This is a genomic window from Rhizobium sp. 01T444 (assembly GCF_056398305.1).
Genome location: NZ_JBFTPD010000005.1, coordinates 149,630 through 164,408, shown reverse-complemented (window position 1 = coordinate 164,408; position 14,779 = coordinate 149,630). Strand labels below are relative to the sequence as shown.

Annotated in this window: 12 protein-coding genes, 1 pseudogene and 1 riboswitch; of the genes and pseudogenes, 8 read left to right on the top strand and 5 right to left on the bottom strand. The window is 62.2% G+C overall.

Annotation, left to right across the window (positions count from 1 at the left end):
- Nucleotides 1–11: 11 nt before the first annotated feature.
- A complete protein-coding gene (locus tag AC1DTN_RS10855) occupies nt 12–512 on the bottom strand; it encodes a MarR family winged helix-turn-helix transcriptional regulator (protein WP_477920872.1) in 501 nt (166 codons plus the stop codon).
- Between the two features lie 104 nt (nt 513–616).
- Between AC1DTN_RS10855 and AC1DTN_RS10850 the strand changes: the two genes are divergently transcribed.
- Nucleotides 617–916, top strand: a complete 300-nt coding sequence (locus AC1DTN_RS10850; RefSeq protein WP_477920870.1) for a DUF1330 domain-containing protein — start codon at nt 617–619, stop codon at nt 914–916.
- Nucleotides 917–964: 48 nt separating this feature from the next.
- Nucleotides 965–2,220, top strand: a pseudogene (locus AC1DTN_RS10845) (adenylate/guanylate cyclase domain-containing protein).
- A 75-nt stretch (nt 2,221–2,295) separates the two neighbouring features.
- Here AC1DTN_RS10845 and AC1DTN_RS10840 read toward each other — a convergent pair.
- Nucleotides 2,296–4,086 (bottom strand): chloride channel protein, encoded by a 1,791-nt coding sequence (locus AC1DTN_RS10840; RefSeq protein WP_477920989.1) that lies wholly within the window; start codon nt 4,084–4,086, stop codon nt 2,296–2,298.
- Between the two features lie 207 nt (nt 4,087–4,293).
- Nucleotides 4,294–4,688: riboswitch (cobalamin riboswitch) on the top strand.
- A 352-nt stretch (nt 4,689–5,040) separates the two neighbouring features.
- Here AC1DTN_RS10840 and cobU point away from each other — a divergent pair.
- The 4 genes from cobU to cobO are packed head-to-tail and all read left to right on the top strand — an operon-like array spanning nt 5,041 to nt 11,200.
- On the top strand, nt 5,041–5,565 hold the full coding sequence (cobU, locus tag AC1DTN_RS10835; protein ID WP_477920869.1) for a bifunctional adenosylcobinamide kinase/adenosylcobinamide-phosphate guanylyltransferase: 525 nt from the start codon (nt 5,041–5,043) through the stop codon (nt 5,563–5,565).
- Between the two features lie 4 nt (nt 5,566–5,569).
- Nucleotides 5,570–6,616 (top strand): cobalamin biosynthesis protein CobW, encoded by a 1,047-nt coding sequence (cobW, locus tag AC1DTN_RS10830; protein ID WP_310387446.1) that lies wholly within the window; start codon nt 5,570–5,572, stop codon nt 6,614–6,616.
- Nucleotides 6,617–6,626: 10 nt separating this feature from the next.
- Entirely contained in the window at nt 6,627–10,571 is a 3,945-nt protein-coding gene (cobN, locus tag AC1DTN_RS10825; RefSeq protein ID WP_477920867.1) for a cobaltochelatase subunit CobN, read from the top strand.
- Nucleotides 10,568–11,200, top strand: a complete 633-nt coding sequence (gene cobO / locus AC1DTN_RS10820; RefSeq protein ID WP_477920865.1) for a cob(I)yrinic acid a,c-diamide adenosyltransferase — start codon at nt 10,568–10,570, stop codon at nt 11,198–11,200. Before cobN ends, cobO begins: the two co-directional genes overlap by 4 nt.
- A gap of 60 nt (nt 11,201–11,260) precedes the next feature.
- Here the strand turns inward: cobO and AC1DTN_RS10815 are convergent, their stop codons facing one another.
- Both AC1DTN_RS10815 and AC1DTN_RS10810 read right to left on the bottom strand, forming a co-directional pair.
- On the bottom strand, nt 11,261–12,055 hold the full coding sequence (locus AC1DTN_RS10815; protein ID WP_477920864.1) for a helix-turn-helix domain-containing protein: 795 nt from the start codon (nt 12,053–12,055) through the stop codon (nt 11,261–11,263).
- A complete protein-coding gene (locus AC1DTN_RS10810) occupies nt 12,055–12,435 on the bottom strand; it encodes a nuclear transport factor 2 family protein (protein ID WP_113325752.1) in 381 nt (126 codons plus the stop codon). The genes AC1DTN_RS10815 and AC1DTN_RS10810 overlap by 1 nt, the downstream gene beginning before the upstream one ends.
- Before the next feature lie 261 nt (nt 12,436–12,696).
- Here AC1DTN_RS10810 and AC1DTN_RS10805 point away from each other — a divergent pair, with 261 nt between their 5' ends.
- A complete protein-coding gene (locus tag AC1DTN_RS10805) occupies nt 12,697–13,344 on the top strand; it encodes an isochorismatase family protein (protein WP_477920861.1) in 648 nt (215 codons plus the stop codon).
- Here the strand turns inward: AC1DTN_RS10805 and AC1DTN_RS10800 are convergent.
- A complete protein-coding gene (locus tag AC1DTN_RS10800; protein ID WP_477920859.1) occupies nt 13,341–14,126 on the bottom strand; it encodes a TSUP family transporter in 786 nt (261 codons plus the stop codon). The two genes, AC1DTN_RS10805 and AC1DTN_RS10800, sit on opposite strands and share 4 nt — an antisense overlap.
- 115 nt (nt 14,127–14,241) lie before the next feature.
- On the opposite strand from AC1DTN_RS10800, the gene AC1DTN_RS10795 reads away from it, so the two are divergent.
- Entirely contained in the window at nt 14,242–14,661 is a 420-nt protein-coding gene (locus AC1DTN_RS10795; RefSeq protein ID WP_442206105.1) for a cobalamin biosynthesis protein, read from the top strand.
- Nucleotides 14,662–14,779: the final 118 nt, after the last annotated feature.

Genomic DNA, 14,779 nt, shown 5'->3' with positions numbered 1-14,779 from the left:
GATGCCCGCCTTCATTCCGGCGGCGTTTTGGTGGAGGCCTGCTCGGGACGCGGTTCTTTCAGCGATGGCGGAGAGGTCCGGGCGAAGATATTGCCGAGATCGATGAGGAAGGTCAGCAGCAGGTTGAATTCCGGCTCGCTGTAGGAGTTCAGCATCGCAGAGACCGGCTCGCTCTGCTCCTCGTAGAGCCGGGTGGCGCGTGCCGAGGCCTCGGGACAGGCAACCAGGACAAGGCGGCGTTTGTCGGTCTCATCCCGTTGCCTGACGACGAAGCCGGTCGCCTCCAGCTTGTCGATCAGCCCGCTGACCGTCCCGATCTTCAATCCGACCTCGCGCGACAGGGCCGTCATCGACAGCGGTCCGAGTTTTTCCAACAGCCGGAAGCACTTGAATTCGGTGCTGGTCAAGCCCACCTGCTCGGCCACCTTCTGGTGGAACAGCCCGAGCCGGGCCGAAAACAGCTGGACCGTCGGAATGTAGCGCGCGAGGCGGTCGGTTGACTTTTTCGGCAAAACGTTTAGATCTCCGAACTAATTGTTTCGATATTCTAAGGACTCGTCAGCGTCATGTCGATACTCTCGCATGGCTGTTCGGCCCTTGTTAGAGGCAGCGATCCATGAGCGCCTATTTCATTCTCGAAATCCATCCCGATATCAAAGATCAGGCGATCGATGATTATCTCGCATGCATATCGGCGGATATGACGTTCCATGGGGGCCGTGTCCGATCTCCGGGAGGCAAGGTTCAGCCGGTCCAGGGAAACCGGCAGATGAACAGGCTTCTGATCATCGAATTCCGCACCGCCTCCATTGCCCGGGAATGGTATGAGGAGGCGAGGCAGGCGAATGACGGTGTTGCCAGGTATCGGTCTCTCTTCGCCTGCCCCGCGGTTATCGTTGCCGGGATGGATGGTTAGAAACATCGGCCTCGCAGCCATCTCCTGAGGTCGCAGCCCGGTTCGGCATTGCCGCCCATTCGCCCTATTTCCGATCATAGAATTGCGCCCGTCCATGTGGAGGTTCCGAAATTAACGATCATATTCAGTGGCTTATAGATGAGGGAATCAGGAGCGAGCATATCGGTGAGCTCATTGCCGGTTTGTGCGACCGGCTGATCGCGGATGGCTTTCCCATCTGGCGGGGCAGTATCGCGATGCCATCCATTCATCCCATGTATGCCGGCATCTCGGCCAATTTCGTGCGCGGCGGCGCGACCACCATCGAGAGGGCCGAATATGGCAGCGCGGCGCAGCTGAGCTTCGAGAAGACGCCGATCTACTATCTGCTGGGCCGCGGCGAAACGTCGGGGCGCTGGATCCTTGCCAAGGGGGAGGGTGTCGACGACTATCCGCAGCTTGCGGAATTTGCGCTTGGCGGCGGCACGGATCATCTGGTCAGCCTGCTGGAGTTCCCGAAGGAGGCCGCGTTGCGCGGGGTCAGCCTGTCCTTGACAAGCGACAGGCCGGGCGGATTTTCCAATGATCAGCTGACGATCATCGCAAAGCTTTTCCCGGCACTGGGGCTTGCCTGCTACCGCATCGCGGCATCGAGAACCGCCTCGGATATCCTTGCTATCTATACAGGCGCCAAGACGAGTGCGCGCATCCTTGCGGGCGAGGTCCAGAGGGGAACGGGAGGCGCCATCAATGCCGCGATCCTGCTTGCAGACCTCAGAAACTTCACGGCGTTGACCGAGGTCTATCAACCCGGTGAGATCGCCGGGTTTCTGAACGAGCATTTCGAGCTGATCGGCCGGCATGTCGAGGAAAATTCCGGCGAGATCCTCAAGTTCATGGGCGACAGCGTATTGGCGATCTTTCCGACAGGCGGTGAAGACGGCGAGGATCCTGAGACGGCCTGCATGGCTGCGCTCGCCTCGGCCCGAAATGTTCTGGAGGCAAACGAGGCGCTCAATCGTCAGCGGGCGCGCGAGGGCGGTCCTGATATCGGTGTCGACGTCGTCCTGCATCTCGGCGAGGTGTTCTACGGAAATGTCGGCGCCCGCGGCAGGCTTGATTTCACCGTGATCGGCAGGGCCGTCAACGAGGCCTCGCGGCTCGAGAAACTCTGCGGCGAACTCGGCCAGCCCCTTCTGATGTCGGAAAGCTTCGCGGCTGGCTGCGGTGTCGCCTGCGAACATCTGGGATCGTTCGAATTGCGCGGCGTTTCGAGGAGGGCGGACGTGTTCAAGCTCGCGGCACCGACTACGGCAGTAGCCTGAAATCGGCATCGATTTTCAGAAAGTCTGTTGCGTAGCTCTAATGGCGGCGTGTTTCTGACTTCAGCGGCAAATGTCTCAGATCTCGCCTGAGACCTCACGACGGCGGCGGTCGAGTTCTTCGCTGTAGCGGCGCAGCGTGTGGCTTTCGCTGAGCTGGCCGATCACCTTGCGCTCGATGAGGTTGTTGACGACGGCGAGCGCTTCGCTTTCGGTCTTGTCGAAGATCGCGGCCGCCTGTTTGGCGTTCATCTGCGGCTGCAGGAAATCGTTTTTGTAGCGGATGAAATCGGTCAGCTGCTGGGCTTCGTCCTGCGCGCTGGTGGGGTTGGCGTAGATTTCCGGCACGAGCACGAGACCGGCATATTTGTCGCCCTCATCGACGAGGATGACGCGCTGCGTCGAGCCGATGGGGAAGGCCTCCTTGAACTCGTCCATCGTTATTCCAAGTTTTGCGGTCTTCACGTCTGATCGCATCAGCTTGTCCACGGTCAGGTTGCGGATCCAGCCGACATCATGGGCGCTACGGATGCTCTCGCCGCGCAGGTGAAAGCGCCATGTGGCGAAGGAGTAGCCGAAGGTGGTGCGCACCACGAGCGAGGAGGTAATGACGGCGGCGAGCACCAGAACGGTGATCGGAAAGTCGCCGGTAATCTCCAGCGCCAGGAAGGTCATGGTCAGCGGCCCGCCGATGACGGCGACGGCGAGCGAGCTCATGCCGACCACGGCATAGATCACGGGTGTCAGTGTCGCATCGGCGAAATAGGGGGCGGAATAGGCAAAGAGCTTGCCGAGCAGGGCACCCATGAAGAGCGAGGCGAAGAACAGGCCGCCCCTGAAGCCGGAGCCGATCGAAATGGCTGATGCCACCGACTTCAGAAGGAAGAGGCCAATCAGCGCGGGAATGGTGATCTCATGGGAGAGGTTGAGATGCAGCGCGCCGTGACCGGCGGCGAGGACCTGCGGCGAGGCCAGCGCCAGCAGGCCGACGACCAGGCCGCCGAGCGCCGGGCGGAAGGGTAGCGCGATGGAGCTTTTGCGCGCCAGTTCCTCGACGAAGGAGACGCCCTGCATGATGAGGATGCCGATGCCTGCGCAGAAGGCGCCGAGGGCGATCGCCGGCACGTAATCGGCGGGCTGGACAGCGCCGAAGCTGCCGACATCGATGATGAAATCGCTGCCGGAGAGTAGCCGGGCGACCAGTGTAGCGACGAGGGCCGCGACGACAACAGGCGTCAGCGAGACGATGGTGTAGGTGCCGATGATCAGCTCGAAGGCATAGAAGGCGCCCGTCAGCGGTGCATTGAAGGCGGCGGCGATGGCGCCGGCCGCGCCGCAGCCGACGAGGACGCGCATGTCGGAGCGGCGCAGCTGCAGCTTCAGGCCGAATTTCGAGGCGATGCCGGCTGCAAGCTGCGTATAGCCGGCCTCCAGACCGACGGATGCGCCGAAGCCGTTGGACACGAGGTTCTGGATGGCGACGAGGATGCTGTCCGTCAGCGACAGGCGGCCGCCATGCAAGGCATTGGCCTCGATCGGGTCGACCATCGGCTTCTTGCGCCATCTGGCGAGAATGAAGATCAACAGGCCGAGCAGCATGCCGCCGGCAACCGGGGCCGTCATCAGCAGGAACTTGCTGTCGATCTGCGAGGCGCTGAGCCTCGTCGTGCCGTCTATGCCGAAGATCAGCCTGTGCATCTCTTCCGAGACATAGCTCATGGCGGTGACCGCAAGCCCCGAGGCGATACCGACGAGCGCGCCGGCAAAGACCATGCCCATTTCGCTGTGGCGGATAAGCGCGCGCAGGCGTCCCGGATCAAAGACGGTGCCGAGAGGGCCGAGGCGGCGAATATCCATTCGGGAGAGCATCATGGGGAAACTAGGCGGCAGGAGTGGGGGTCAAGGGCGGAGCCGGCATCCGCATGAGCGGCAATTGCGGCAAAATACCGACTGCGCCGTAAAGTTTTTGTGACGTAAACCTTTGATTGAAGACGATAATATCGGTAGTGTAAGTCGAGATGATCTCTGTGTGCACCCAGTGCGCCGATTGACATGCCCGGGGCGGAAGCCTAACCATGAATTGACATAATGGATGGTTCCGGATCGGCCTTACGCCTTCCGGATGAAAAGGGAATGTGACGGGGCGGACCCAAGCCGGGCGCCTTCATCACAGCCGACCCCGCGACTGTAGAGCAGTCAGGGTCTTCCGTCCGGTATTTTAGCCGTTGCGCTGACAGCCTCGCATTCTGCAGGCGGGCAAGGCGGTATAAGTGCCGGAAAAGCCACTGGAGTGCATCGTGATCAGCCGGGGCAGGACGCCTCTATTTCTACGAATCGTCCGCCTTTTCACGAGAAGCAGCCGGGAAGGCGAGGCGGATCCGCTGGCACGATCAGGGGCGACCGGAAACGGTCTGCCCCTGTCGCGGCCGCTAACTGCGAGCCAGGAGACCTGCCATCCGTGCCGGGCATAATGCCCATACTGGGCCGTTTGCCCGCTGCCAGCACGGAGGTTGTCTTGGCTGAAGGATTTGATTCAGCGCTGCCTCTGGTGGTGCATGTGAAAGGTGTCGGTTCGGTACCTCCTGATGGGATGCGTCTGGCGCCTGTTGGTGGACGTTACCCGGCGCGCACTTTCCTCTCCTCCCTCATTCCTGTGCTTGTCACAGGAATCCAGCCACGGCGCGTCCGCGCAGTGAATGAATCTACGCCGTCGTTGATTGAGTCTCTTGTGCCCAAGGACTTGGGCACGCTGGATCCCTGTGACAAGCACAGGGATGAGGGAAGTGGGTGGAGCCGCGCCTTCGCTCCAAGGGCGGCCGTGGCATGACCAAGAGCCTTCTCAACGCCACCTTCATCCTCGGCGGCGCCCGCTCCGGCAAATCCCGCTTCGCCGAAAACCTCGTGACCACAAGCGGCCTCGACCGCCACTACATCGCCACAGGCCGCGCCTGGGATGACGAAATGCAGGCGCGTATCGACCAGCACAAGGCCGACCGCGGCCCCTCCTGGACCACCCATGAGGAACCGCTCGACCTTACCGAGCGCCTTGCGGCAATCGACGGCGAGGGCAGGGCTGTTCTCGTTGATTGCCTGACGCTGTGGCTCACCAATCTGATGATGGAGGGGCGCGATATCGCCGCCCAGTCCGCCGCCCTTGCCGCCTGTCTACCGCAAGCAAAGGCGCGGCTCGTCATCGTTTCCAATGAAGTCGGCCTCGGCATCGTGCCTGAGAACCGCATGGCGCGGGATTTTCGCGACCATGCCGGCCGGCTGCACCAGATGATCGCGGCTGTGGCCGACGACGTGTATTTTATCGCGGCAGGTCTGCCGCTGAAGATGAAGGGTTAGATCCATGCAGCAGAAAATTCCCGCAACCGTCATCACCGGCTTTCTCGGTGCGGGCAAGACGACAATGATCCGCAACCTGCTCACAAATGCCGGCGGCAAGAAGATTGCGCTCATCATCAACGAGTTCGGCGATCTCGGCGTTGATGGCGATGTGCTGAAGGGCTGCGGGGCGGAGAATTGCACCGAGGACGATATTATCGAGCTCACCAATGGCTGCATCTGCTGCACGGTCGCCGACGATTTCATTCCGACCATGACCAAGCTTCTGGAGCGCGAGCAGCGCCCGGACCATATCGTCATCGAAACTTCAGGCCTTGCCTTGCCACAGCCGCTGGTCGCCGCCTTCAACTGGCCGGACATCAGAAGCGAAGTCACCGTTGACGGCGTGATCACCGTGGTCGACAGCGCCGCTGTTGCCGCAGGTCGTTTTGCCGATGACCATGATGCTGTCGATGCACGCCGCGTCGAGGATGAATCGCTCGATCATGAAAGCCCGATCGAGGAGCTTTTCGAAGATCAGCTGACCTGCGCCGACCTCATAGTGCTCAACAAGACCGATCTCATTGATGCCGACGGCCTCGGTCGCGTGAAGAGCGAAGTCGCCTCGCGCATCGCCCGCAAGCCTGTGATGATCGAGGCCAGGAATGGCGACGTGCCGGCAAGCGTGCTGCTCGGCCTCGGCATCGGCACGGAAGACGATATCGTCAACCGCAAGTCCCATCACGAGCTGGAGCATGAGGACGGCACGCCGCACGATCACGACGAATTCGACAGTTTCGTCGTCGAGCTCGGCGCTATCGCCGATACATCAGGTTTCGTCGAGAAGCTGAAGGGCATTATCGCCGAGCATGATGTGCTGCGCCTCAAGGGCTTCATCGATGTCTCGGGCAAGCCGATGCGCCTGCAGCTGCAGGCCGTGGGTGCCCGCATCGATCAGTATTTCGACCGCGCCTGGACGCCGGGCGAAGCACGCAGCACGCGCCTCGTCGTCATCGGCCTGCATGAGATGGATCAGGACGCGGTGCGCAAGGCGATCGAAGCGCTCGCTTAGGGAATAATCGATGCATCTGCTTCTCGCCCAACAGGGAACAATCAGCGACGGGGACGAGGCCATCGACCTCGGCCAGTCGCCGGGCGATATCCTGTTCCTCTCGGCCGCCGACACCGAGCTTGCGGCAATCGCTGCGGCTCATTCCGGCGGGGCGAGCGGGCATACGCTCAGGCTTGCGAGCCTGATGAGCCTGAAGCATCCGATGTCGGTCGATACCTACGTCCAGCGCACGGCGAGACATGCGAAGCTGATCATCGTGCGGGCGCTGGGTGGGGCGAGCTACTTTCACTATGCGCTCGAGGCGCTGCATGCGGTTGCCGCTCGTAATGGGACGCTGATTGCGGTGCTGCCGGGCGATGCGCGGCCGGATGCGGGGCTGACGCCGTTTTCCAATGTGTCGCTTGAGGATCTGAATGCGCTGTGGGCGTATCTGATCGAAGGCGGCGACGCCAATGCGCGGGGCTTTCTTGCCTATGCCTCGGCGATGCTTTCGGGGGCGGAGAAGCCGGCGCCAGCCGCGCCGCTGATGAAGGCGGGGATCTGGTGGCCGGGGCGAGGGCTTGTCGGGGTTGAGGAGTGGCGGCGGCTTGCCAAAGCCGAAGTTCGAGTCCGGCAGGGAACGCCAGCTACTGTCGCCATCGCCTTCTACCGCGCCCTCGTGCAGAGCGGCGAAACCAAACCCGTCGAAGCCTTGATCGAAGCCCTCCAGCAGCAAGGCCTGCGCCCGTTGCCGGTCTTCGCCTACAGCCTCAAGGATCCCGTCTCCAAGGGCATTCTCGAATCCATCTTCGCCGAACTGAAGCCCGAGGTCGTCATCAACACGACAGGCTTTGCCGTCTCCGCACCCGGCGCCGGTCGCGAGCCGACGGTGCTGGAGGCCAACGACGCGATCGTGCTGCAGGCAATCTTCTCCGCTTCGTCACGGGAGGCCTGGGCCGCTTCGTCGCAGGGATTGTCGGCGCGTGATCTCGGCATGAATGTCGCGCTGCCGGAGGTGGATGGCAGGGTGCTGTCGCGTGCCGTCTCCTTCAAATCAGCCGCGCGTTATGACGTTGCTGTCGAGGCCAACATCGTTTCCAGCGAGCCGGATGAGGCGCGCATGAACTATGTGGCATCGCTTGCCGCCAACTGGGCGCGGCTGCGGCAGATGCCGTTGGAGAGCAGGCGAGTTGCGCTCGTCATGGCGAACTATCCGAACCGTGACGGACGGCTCGGCAATGGCGTCGGCCTCGATACGCCAGCAGGCACCATCGAGGTAATGCGAGCGATGGAGAAGGCCGGTTATCCGGTCGCCGATATCCCTGCCGATGGTGATGCGCTGATACGGCACCTGATGGCGGGGCCGACCAATTCCGGCTTCGATGGCAAGGTCGTGCGCGAGCAGCTTTCCCTGAGTCGATACAAGGATTTCCTGGGATCTCTTCCCGTTCAGATTCAGGATGAAGTCAGCACGCGCTGGGGTGCGCCGGAGGCCGATCCCTATGTCCGCGATGGCGCTTTTGCGCTGCCTTTCGCCCGGTTCGGCAACTTGCTGATCGGTATCCAGCCGGCACGCGGTTATAATATCGATCCGAAGGAAAGTTATCACTCGCCCGATCTCGTGCCGCCGCACGGCTATCTCGCCTTCTATGCTTTCCTGCGCGAGGAATTCGGCGCGCAGGCCGTGATCCACATGGGCAAGCACGGCAATCTGGAATGGCTGCCGGGCAAGGCACTGGCGCTATCGGAGACCTGCTACCCGGAGGCGATCCTCGGGCCGCTGCCGCATCTCTATCCCTTCATCGTCAACGATCCCGGCGAGGGTACGCAGGCCAAGCGCCGCACTGCCGCTGTCATCATCGACCATCTGACGCCACCGCTGACACGAGCCGAAAGTTATGGGCCGCTCAAGGATCTGGAAGCGCTGGTCGACGAATATTACGAGGCATCGGGCGGCGATCCGCGCCGTATCCGCCTGCTCAGCCGGCAGATCCTCGATCTCGTTGCTGATATCGGGCTTGATCGGGATGCGGGGATTGCGAAGGGCGAAAGCGAAGGCGAGGCGCTGAAGAAGCTCGACGCCTATCTCTGCGATCTCAAGGAAATGCAGATCCGTGACGGGCTGCATGTGTTTGGCGTGTCGCCTGAAGGGCGGTTGCTGACGGATCTCACTGTGGCGCTGGCGCGGGTGCCGCGCGGGCTAGGTGAGGGTGGAGATGCGAGCCTGCAGCGGGCGATTGCTGGGGATGCTGGGTTGGGCGCTGTGCCTGTAACACCCCCCTCTGTCCTGCCGGACATCTCCCCCACAAGGGGGGAGATCGAATCGGGGCAACCATCTCCCCAAACAACAGATGTAGCGCGACAGTCTGGCGTCTTGCCGATCTCCCCCCTTGTGGGGGAGATGTCCGGCAGGACAGAGGGGGGTACCCCCATATTCGACCCTCTCGACTGCGACATGGCCGCCTCTTGGACCGGCCCAAGACCGCCAATCCTCGCCGACCTAATCGACGCCCCCTGGCGCACGAACGGCGACACCGTCGAACGCCTCGAGTTGCTCGCAGCCAAGCTTGTCTCCGGCGAAATCACCTGCCCAGCCCTCTGGTCCCAAACCAGAAGCGTGCTCGATGAAATCGAAGCGCGTCTCAAACCCTCGATTCTCGCCTGCGGCCCGGCCGAGATCGCCAGTCTGCTGCGCGGCCTCGACGGCCGTTTCGTGCCGCCTGGCCCATCCGGCGCGCCGACACGCGGGCGGCCGGATGTGCTGCCGACGGGGCGGAATTTCTATTCGGTGGACAGTCGCGCTGTGCCGACGCCCGCCGCCTACGAACTCGGCAAGAAATCCGCGGAACTGCTGATCCGCCGCTATGTGCAGGATCACGGCGAATGGCCCGTCTCCTTCGGGCTGACGGCCTGGGGCACGTCCAATATGCGCACTGGCGGTGACGATATCGCCCAGGCCTTGGCGCTGATCGGCGTCAAGCCGGTCTGGGACATGGCGTCCCGTCGCGTCACCGGCTACGAGATCATCCCGCCGGCCATGCTGCGGCGGCCGCGGGTGGATGTGACGCTGCGGATCTCCGGCTTCTTCCGCGATGCTTTTCCCGAGCAGATCGCGCTCTTCGACAAGGCTATCCGCGCGGTCGGTGCGCTGGAGGAGGATGCAACCGACAACCCGATTGCCGGGCGCATGCGCGGCGAGACGGCACGGCTGACCGCTGCCGGGCTTGACGAGAAGGCCGCGGCAAAGCGGGCCGGCTATCGCATCTTCGGGTCGAAGCCCGGCGCCTATGGTGCCGGCCTGCAGGCGCTGATCGATGAGAAGGGCTGGGAGCGGCGTGCGGATCTGGCCGAGGCCTATCTCGTCTGGGGCAGTTATGCCTATGGCGCGGGTGAAGAGGGACAGGCCGAACGCGGGCTCTTCGAGGAGCGGCTGCGGTCCATTCAGGCGGTCGTCCAGAACCAGGACAATCGTGAGCACGACCTGCTCGACAGCGACGATTACTACCAGTTCGAAGGCGGCATGGCGGCGGCGACCGAGGTACTCGGCGGTGCGCGGCCGGCGATCTATCACAACGACCATTCGCGGCCGGAAAAGCCTGTTATCCGTTCGCTTGAAGAAGAGATCGGGCGCGTGGTGCGCGGGCGTGTCGTCAATCCGAAATGGATCGAGGGCGTCATGCGCCACGGCTACAAGGGCGCCTTCGAGATTGCCGCGACGGTCGATTATCTCTTTGCCTTTGCGGCGACGACGGGGGCTGTCGGCAACCATCATTTCGAGGCGGTCTATCAGGCCTTTGTCGCCGACCCCAAAGTGCGCGACTTCATGGCCGAGAAGAACCCGGCCGCCCTTTCCGAAATGAAGGAGCGGCTGATGGAGGCGATCGAGCGCAGGCTCTGGACGCCGCGCAGCAACTCGGCGCAATTCAACCTCACTGAATCCAACGAAACCAAGAAAAGAGCAGGCAGCCAGCCATGACCGAAGAGCCAGTCGTACCAGCCGAAAAGGACGATGCCCGTCACGCCGAGAAGATGGCGAAGAAGAAGGCTGCCCGTGACAAGATCATGGCCAGCAAGACGGATGAGAAGGGCCTGATTATCGTCCATACCGGCAAGGGCAAGGGCAAATCATCAGCCGCCTTCGGTATGATTTTCCGCCATATCGCCCATGGCAAGCCGTCTGCTGTCGTGCAGTTCATCAAGGGCGCCATGTGGACGGGCGAGCGGGATCTGATCGAGAAGCACTTTTCCGATGTCTGCCAGTTCCACACGATGGGCGAGGGTTTTACCTGGGAAACACAGGACCGGGCGCGGGATGTAGCGGCGGCCGGTGCGGCCTGGGAACAGGCCAAGGAACTGATCCGCGACGAGCGCAATTCCATGGTGCTGCTCGACGAGATCAATATCGCGCTGCGCTACGACTATCTCGATATTAACGAGGTGGTGGAGTTCCTGAAAAATGAGAAGCCACACATGACGCATGTCGTGCTGACCGGGCGCAACGCCAAGGACGAACTGATCGAGATTGCCGATCTCGTCACCGAGATGGAACTCGTCAAACATCCCTTCCGTTCGGGCATCAAGGGGCAGCCGGGGGTCGAGTTCTAAAGCAATTCCAGCAAAAGTGCGTAGCGGTTTTGCGTCCGGAATTGCGCGGAAACAAAAGCTTCAATTGGCGAGATGGCCGCGCAATATCGCGGCCGTTTCTTCATCGGACGGGAAGAGCGTTTCGATCGCCAGTTCCGACAAGGTGATATCGACAGGCGTGCCGAAGACGGTCGTTGTCGAGATAAAGGAAAGCAGGCCGGCTTTGGTCGAAAGCTGCAAGGGCACGGCGATGCCGGCAAGGTCGGTGTGGGTCTCGCCAGCATCTTTGGGAGCCGGATAGGACAGCAGTTCCCTCAACAGCTTTTCCAGCACCGGATCGCCCGAAACCGATATCTGCTGGCGCAGCCGGTCGAGAAGGTGAGCGCGCCATTCCGAGAGATTGATGATGTGCGGTGCCAGCCCCTGTGGATGCAGGCTGAGGCGCAGCACGTTGACCGGCGGTTCCAGCAAGGATGGATCGGCAACGGCTTCGAGCAGTGGTGCGATGGCGGCATTGGCGGCAACCAGCGTCCAGTGGCGGTCGATGGCGATCGCCGGGAAGGGCTCGTGGCCTTTCAGCACCCTATCGATGGCGCGGCGCGCGGGCTCAAGGGCGGGATCATCCAGCCTGCGTTCGGCAAAGACGGGGGCGAAACCCGCAGCTAGCAGCAGCGGGTTCCGGTCGCGGAGCGGCACGCCGAGGCGTTCGGCGAGATGGAGCAGCATTTCGCGGCTCGGGGTCGAGCGCCCACTCTCGATGAAGCTCAGATGCCGTTGCGAGATTTCGGCCTCCAGCGCGAGGTCGAGCTGGCTCATGCGGCGGCGCTGGCGCCATTCGCGCAGGTGATCTCCGAGAGAGCGGGCGGTCGGGGTCATCAGGCGGCTTCCGGCAGGAGATCGATGAAGCCACGTACGGATTTCAGCCTGCCGTCCTCCAGCTCGGCGAAGTCCGTGCCCTTGATCAGCGCTTCGCCATTTTCAGGGCCGAGGCCCCAGGAGAAGCGCAGGTTGTTTCCGTAGCCATCGGCCGTGCCGATCAGCTCGAAACGAAAGCCGGGGAAGCGGCTTTGGACGGCTTCGACCAGCGAATTGATCTGCTCATGGCCTTCGCCGCGCATCAGCGGGTCGATATAGGTGGCGGCTTCCGCCCAGCTCTCGGCGATGAGAGCGCGGCGGCGAGCGGCGTCCGTCTCGTTCCAGATGGCGAGGTAGCGCTCGGCGTTGGTGTTTGCGTCGTTTGTCGGGGCGTTGGGCATCGGGTCATCTCCTTTTGATCGCCTTTCATATTCAGGCAGGTGGCATGTTCAGGCAGGGCGATCATCGGCGAAAGCGGTGCAGCCTATCAATTACGCGGGAGGTAATGGAAGGCTGATCAACAATCGGTTTTCACACCATTGCGGACGTAAAACCGCGGCACATTTTTGCTGGAACCGCTCATCTCGCGGCTTGGTGATTTGACAGGCGTGGAGGCAGCCAGGAGATTTGCGGCGACCCCTTTTGCCCCGGAGGAGACATCGGTGAAAACCCGTTCATACAAAGCCTTAGCCGCATTCGCCATTGCGCTTCTCGGCGCATCCGCGACGCAGGCAACTGTTATCGATGACTGGAATACGATCAAGGTGCCGGCAGCACCGGCGCTGAAGCCGGTCAGCGTGAATAGGTCGGATACGGCGCTGCTGCTGCTCGATTTCAATGGCGCGCAGGACCCGTCCAAGGGGCCGTGCAACGCGAAGAACAAGCCGCGCTGCATCGCCTCTCTCCCGAAAGTGGAAAAGCTGATGAACGAGGCGCGCAAGAGCGGCGTTCCCGTCATCTACAGCATCACCGGTGGTGCCACGAAGGGCGATATCGCCAGCGTGCTGGCGCCGAAGGAGGGCGATGCGATCGTACAAGCCGGGGCCAACAAGTTTATCAACACCGATCTCGAAAAGATCCTGACCGAGAAGCACATCAAGACCATCATCGTGGCCGGAACGGCATCCGAAGGCGCGGTGCTGAATACGGCAGCCTATGCGGCGCTGAAGGGCATGAATGTGATCCTGCCTGTCGATGGCATGTCATCTGCCGATCCTTATGCCGAGCAATATGTCGCCTGGCATTTCGCCAATGCGCCGGGTGTTTCGGCGAAGACGACGCTGACCACGATTGATCAGATCAAATTCTAAACCCCGAGCCAGACACGCAGCGGGTTTGCGGGATCGGACAGAAGTTTGATCGCGAAAGCGATGCAGACGATGACGAGCAACGGCTTGATGAGCTTTGCGCCGATGTGCATGGCGAGCCGCGAGCCGAGCTGTGCGCCGAGGAACTGGCAGACACCCATCAGAAGGCCGATCTTCCAAAGCGTCGCACCGAAGCTCGCGAAGACGACGAGCGCACCGAAATTCGAGCCGAGATTGAGAAGCTTGGTATGGGCCGTCGCTTTCAGCATGCCGAAGCCGGCGAGCGTGACGAAAGCCAGCATGAAGAAGGAGCCGGTGCCCGGGCCGAAGACGCCGTCGTAGAAGCCGATGAGCGGAACCAGCGTCAGGCCGAAGAGGAAGGGCGTCATGCGCCTGACGGTATCGAGGTCGTTGAGGTTCGGCTTGACGGCGAAGAAGATGGCGATTGCCACGAGCAGCACCGGCATGACGGCCTGCAGCACGTGGCCGGGAACGAGTGTCGCGAGGGCTGCACCGAGCGCGCCGCCCATGACGGCCATCAGCGCCATCGGCAATTGTTCCGAAAGCTTCACATGGCCCTTGCGCGCATAGGCGATGGTTGCCGAGGCGGCGCCGAAGAGGGATTGCACCTTGTTGGTGCCGAGCGTCTGTAGCGGCGGGATGCCTGCGATCAGCATGGCGGGAACGGTGATCAGGCCGCCACCACCGGCAATGGAATCGACGAAACCAGCAAAGAAGGCGGCCGCGCAAAGCAGCAGAAGCAGATGGATGGCAATGTCAGGCAAGATGCTATTCCGGGAGAGGTATGCGGGGGCGGGGCTTTCGGGCGGCCTTGTTGCATTTCCCGCCCTGAGCTGCAATGGCTCCGGGGACACAGCGGGGCGCAATCGGCTGACGGGAGTGAGCGAAATCACCATTGATGAGACAAGGCGGCATGTGCTCGGGCTTGGCTGCGAGCGCGGGGCGCCTGATAGCGAGGTGATGGCGCTTGCCGTCGAGGCGTTGAGGGCGGCCGGTATCAGCGGGGCTGAGCTTGCGGCTGTTGCCTCGATCGATAGCCGCGGGCAAGAGCCGGCGATCCTCGCCGTTGCTGCGCAATTTTCCGTGCCTGTCGTGTTCTTCGATGCGGCGCGGCTGGAAGAGGAGACGCCGCGGCTCAGGAATCCCTCTGCCATCGTTTTTGCCCGTGTCGGCTGCCATGGGGTGGCGGAAGCGGCGGCCCTTGCGGCTCTTGGCATGGATGCAGAGCTGGTGCTCGGCAAGATCAAATCTCAGCATGCGACAGCAGCCGTCGCCCGCATCGGGTTGCAGAAAGCCTGACGGGCGTTATGGTGGCGGCACTTCGCGGCGCCGTCCGGCTGCCAGCGATTCGAATCCGGAGCATCTTCGTTTTTTGAATCACGAATGTGCTCTATCCCTTTGTTTTCACGCAATTCCG

Bases quoted from the DNA above. Each gene is read 5' to 3' on its own strand.
- AC1DTN_RS10810 (WP_113325752.1), bottom strand. From the start codon at position 12,435: ATGCCCAACGCCCCGACAAACGACGCAAACACCAACGCCGAGCGCTAC.
- AC1DTN_RS10840 (WP_477920989.1), bottom strand. From the start codon at position 4,086: ATGCTCTCCCGAATGGATATTCGCCGCCTCGGCCCTCTCGGCACCGTC.
- cobO (WP_477920865.1), top strand. From the start codon at position 10,568: ATGACCGAAGAGCCAGTCGTACCAGCCGAAAAGGACGATGCCCGTCAC.
- cobN (WP_477920867.1), top strand. From the start codon at position 6,627: ATGCATCTGCTTCTCGCCCAACAGGGAACAATCAGCGACGGGGACGAG.
- AC1DTN_RS10815 (WP_477920864.1), bottom strand. From the start codon at position 12,055: ATGACCCCGACCGCCCGCTCTCTCGGAGATCACCTGCGCGAATGGCGC.
- AC1DTN_RS10850 (WP_477920870.1), top strand. From the start codon at position 617: ATGAGCGCCTATTTCATTCTCGAAATCCATCCCGATATCAAAGATCAG.
- cobW (WP_310387446.1), top strand. From the start codon at position 5,570: ATGCAGCAGAAAATTCCCGCAACCGTCATCACCGGCTTTCTCGGTGCG.
- cobU (WP_477920869.1), top strand. From the start codon at position 5,041: ATGACCAAGAGCCTTCTCAACGCCACCTTCATCCTCGGCGGCGCCCGC.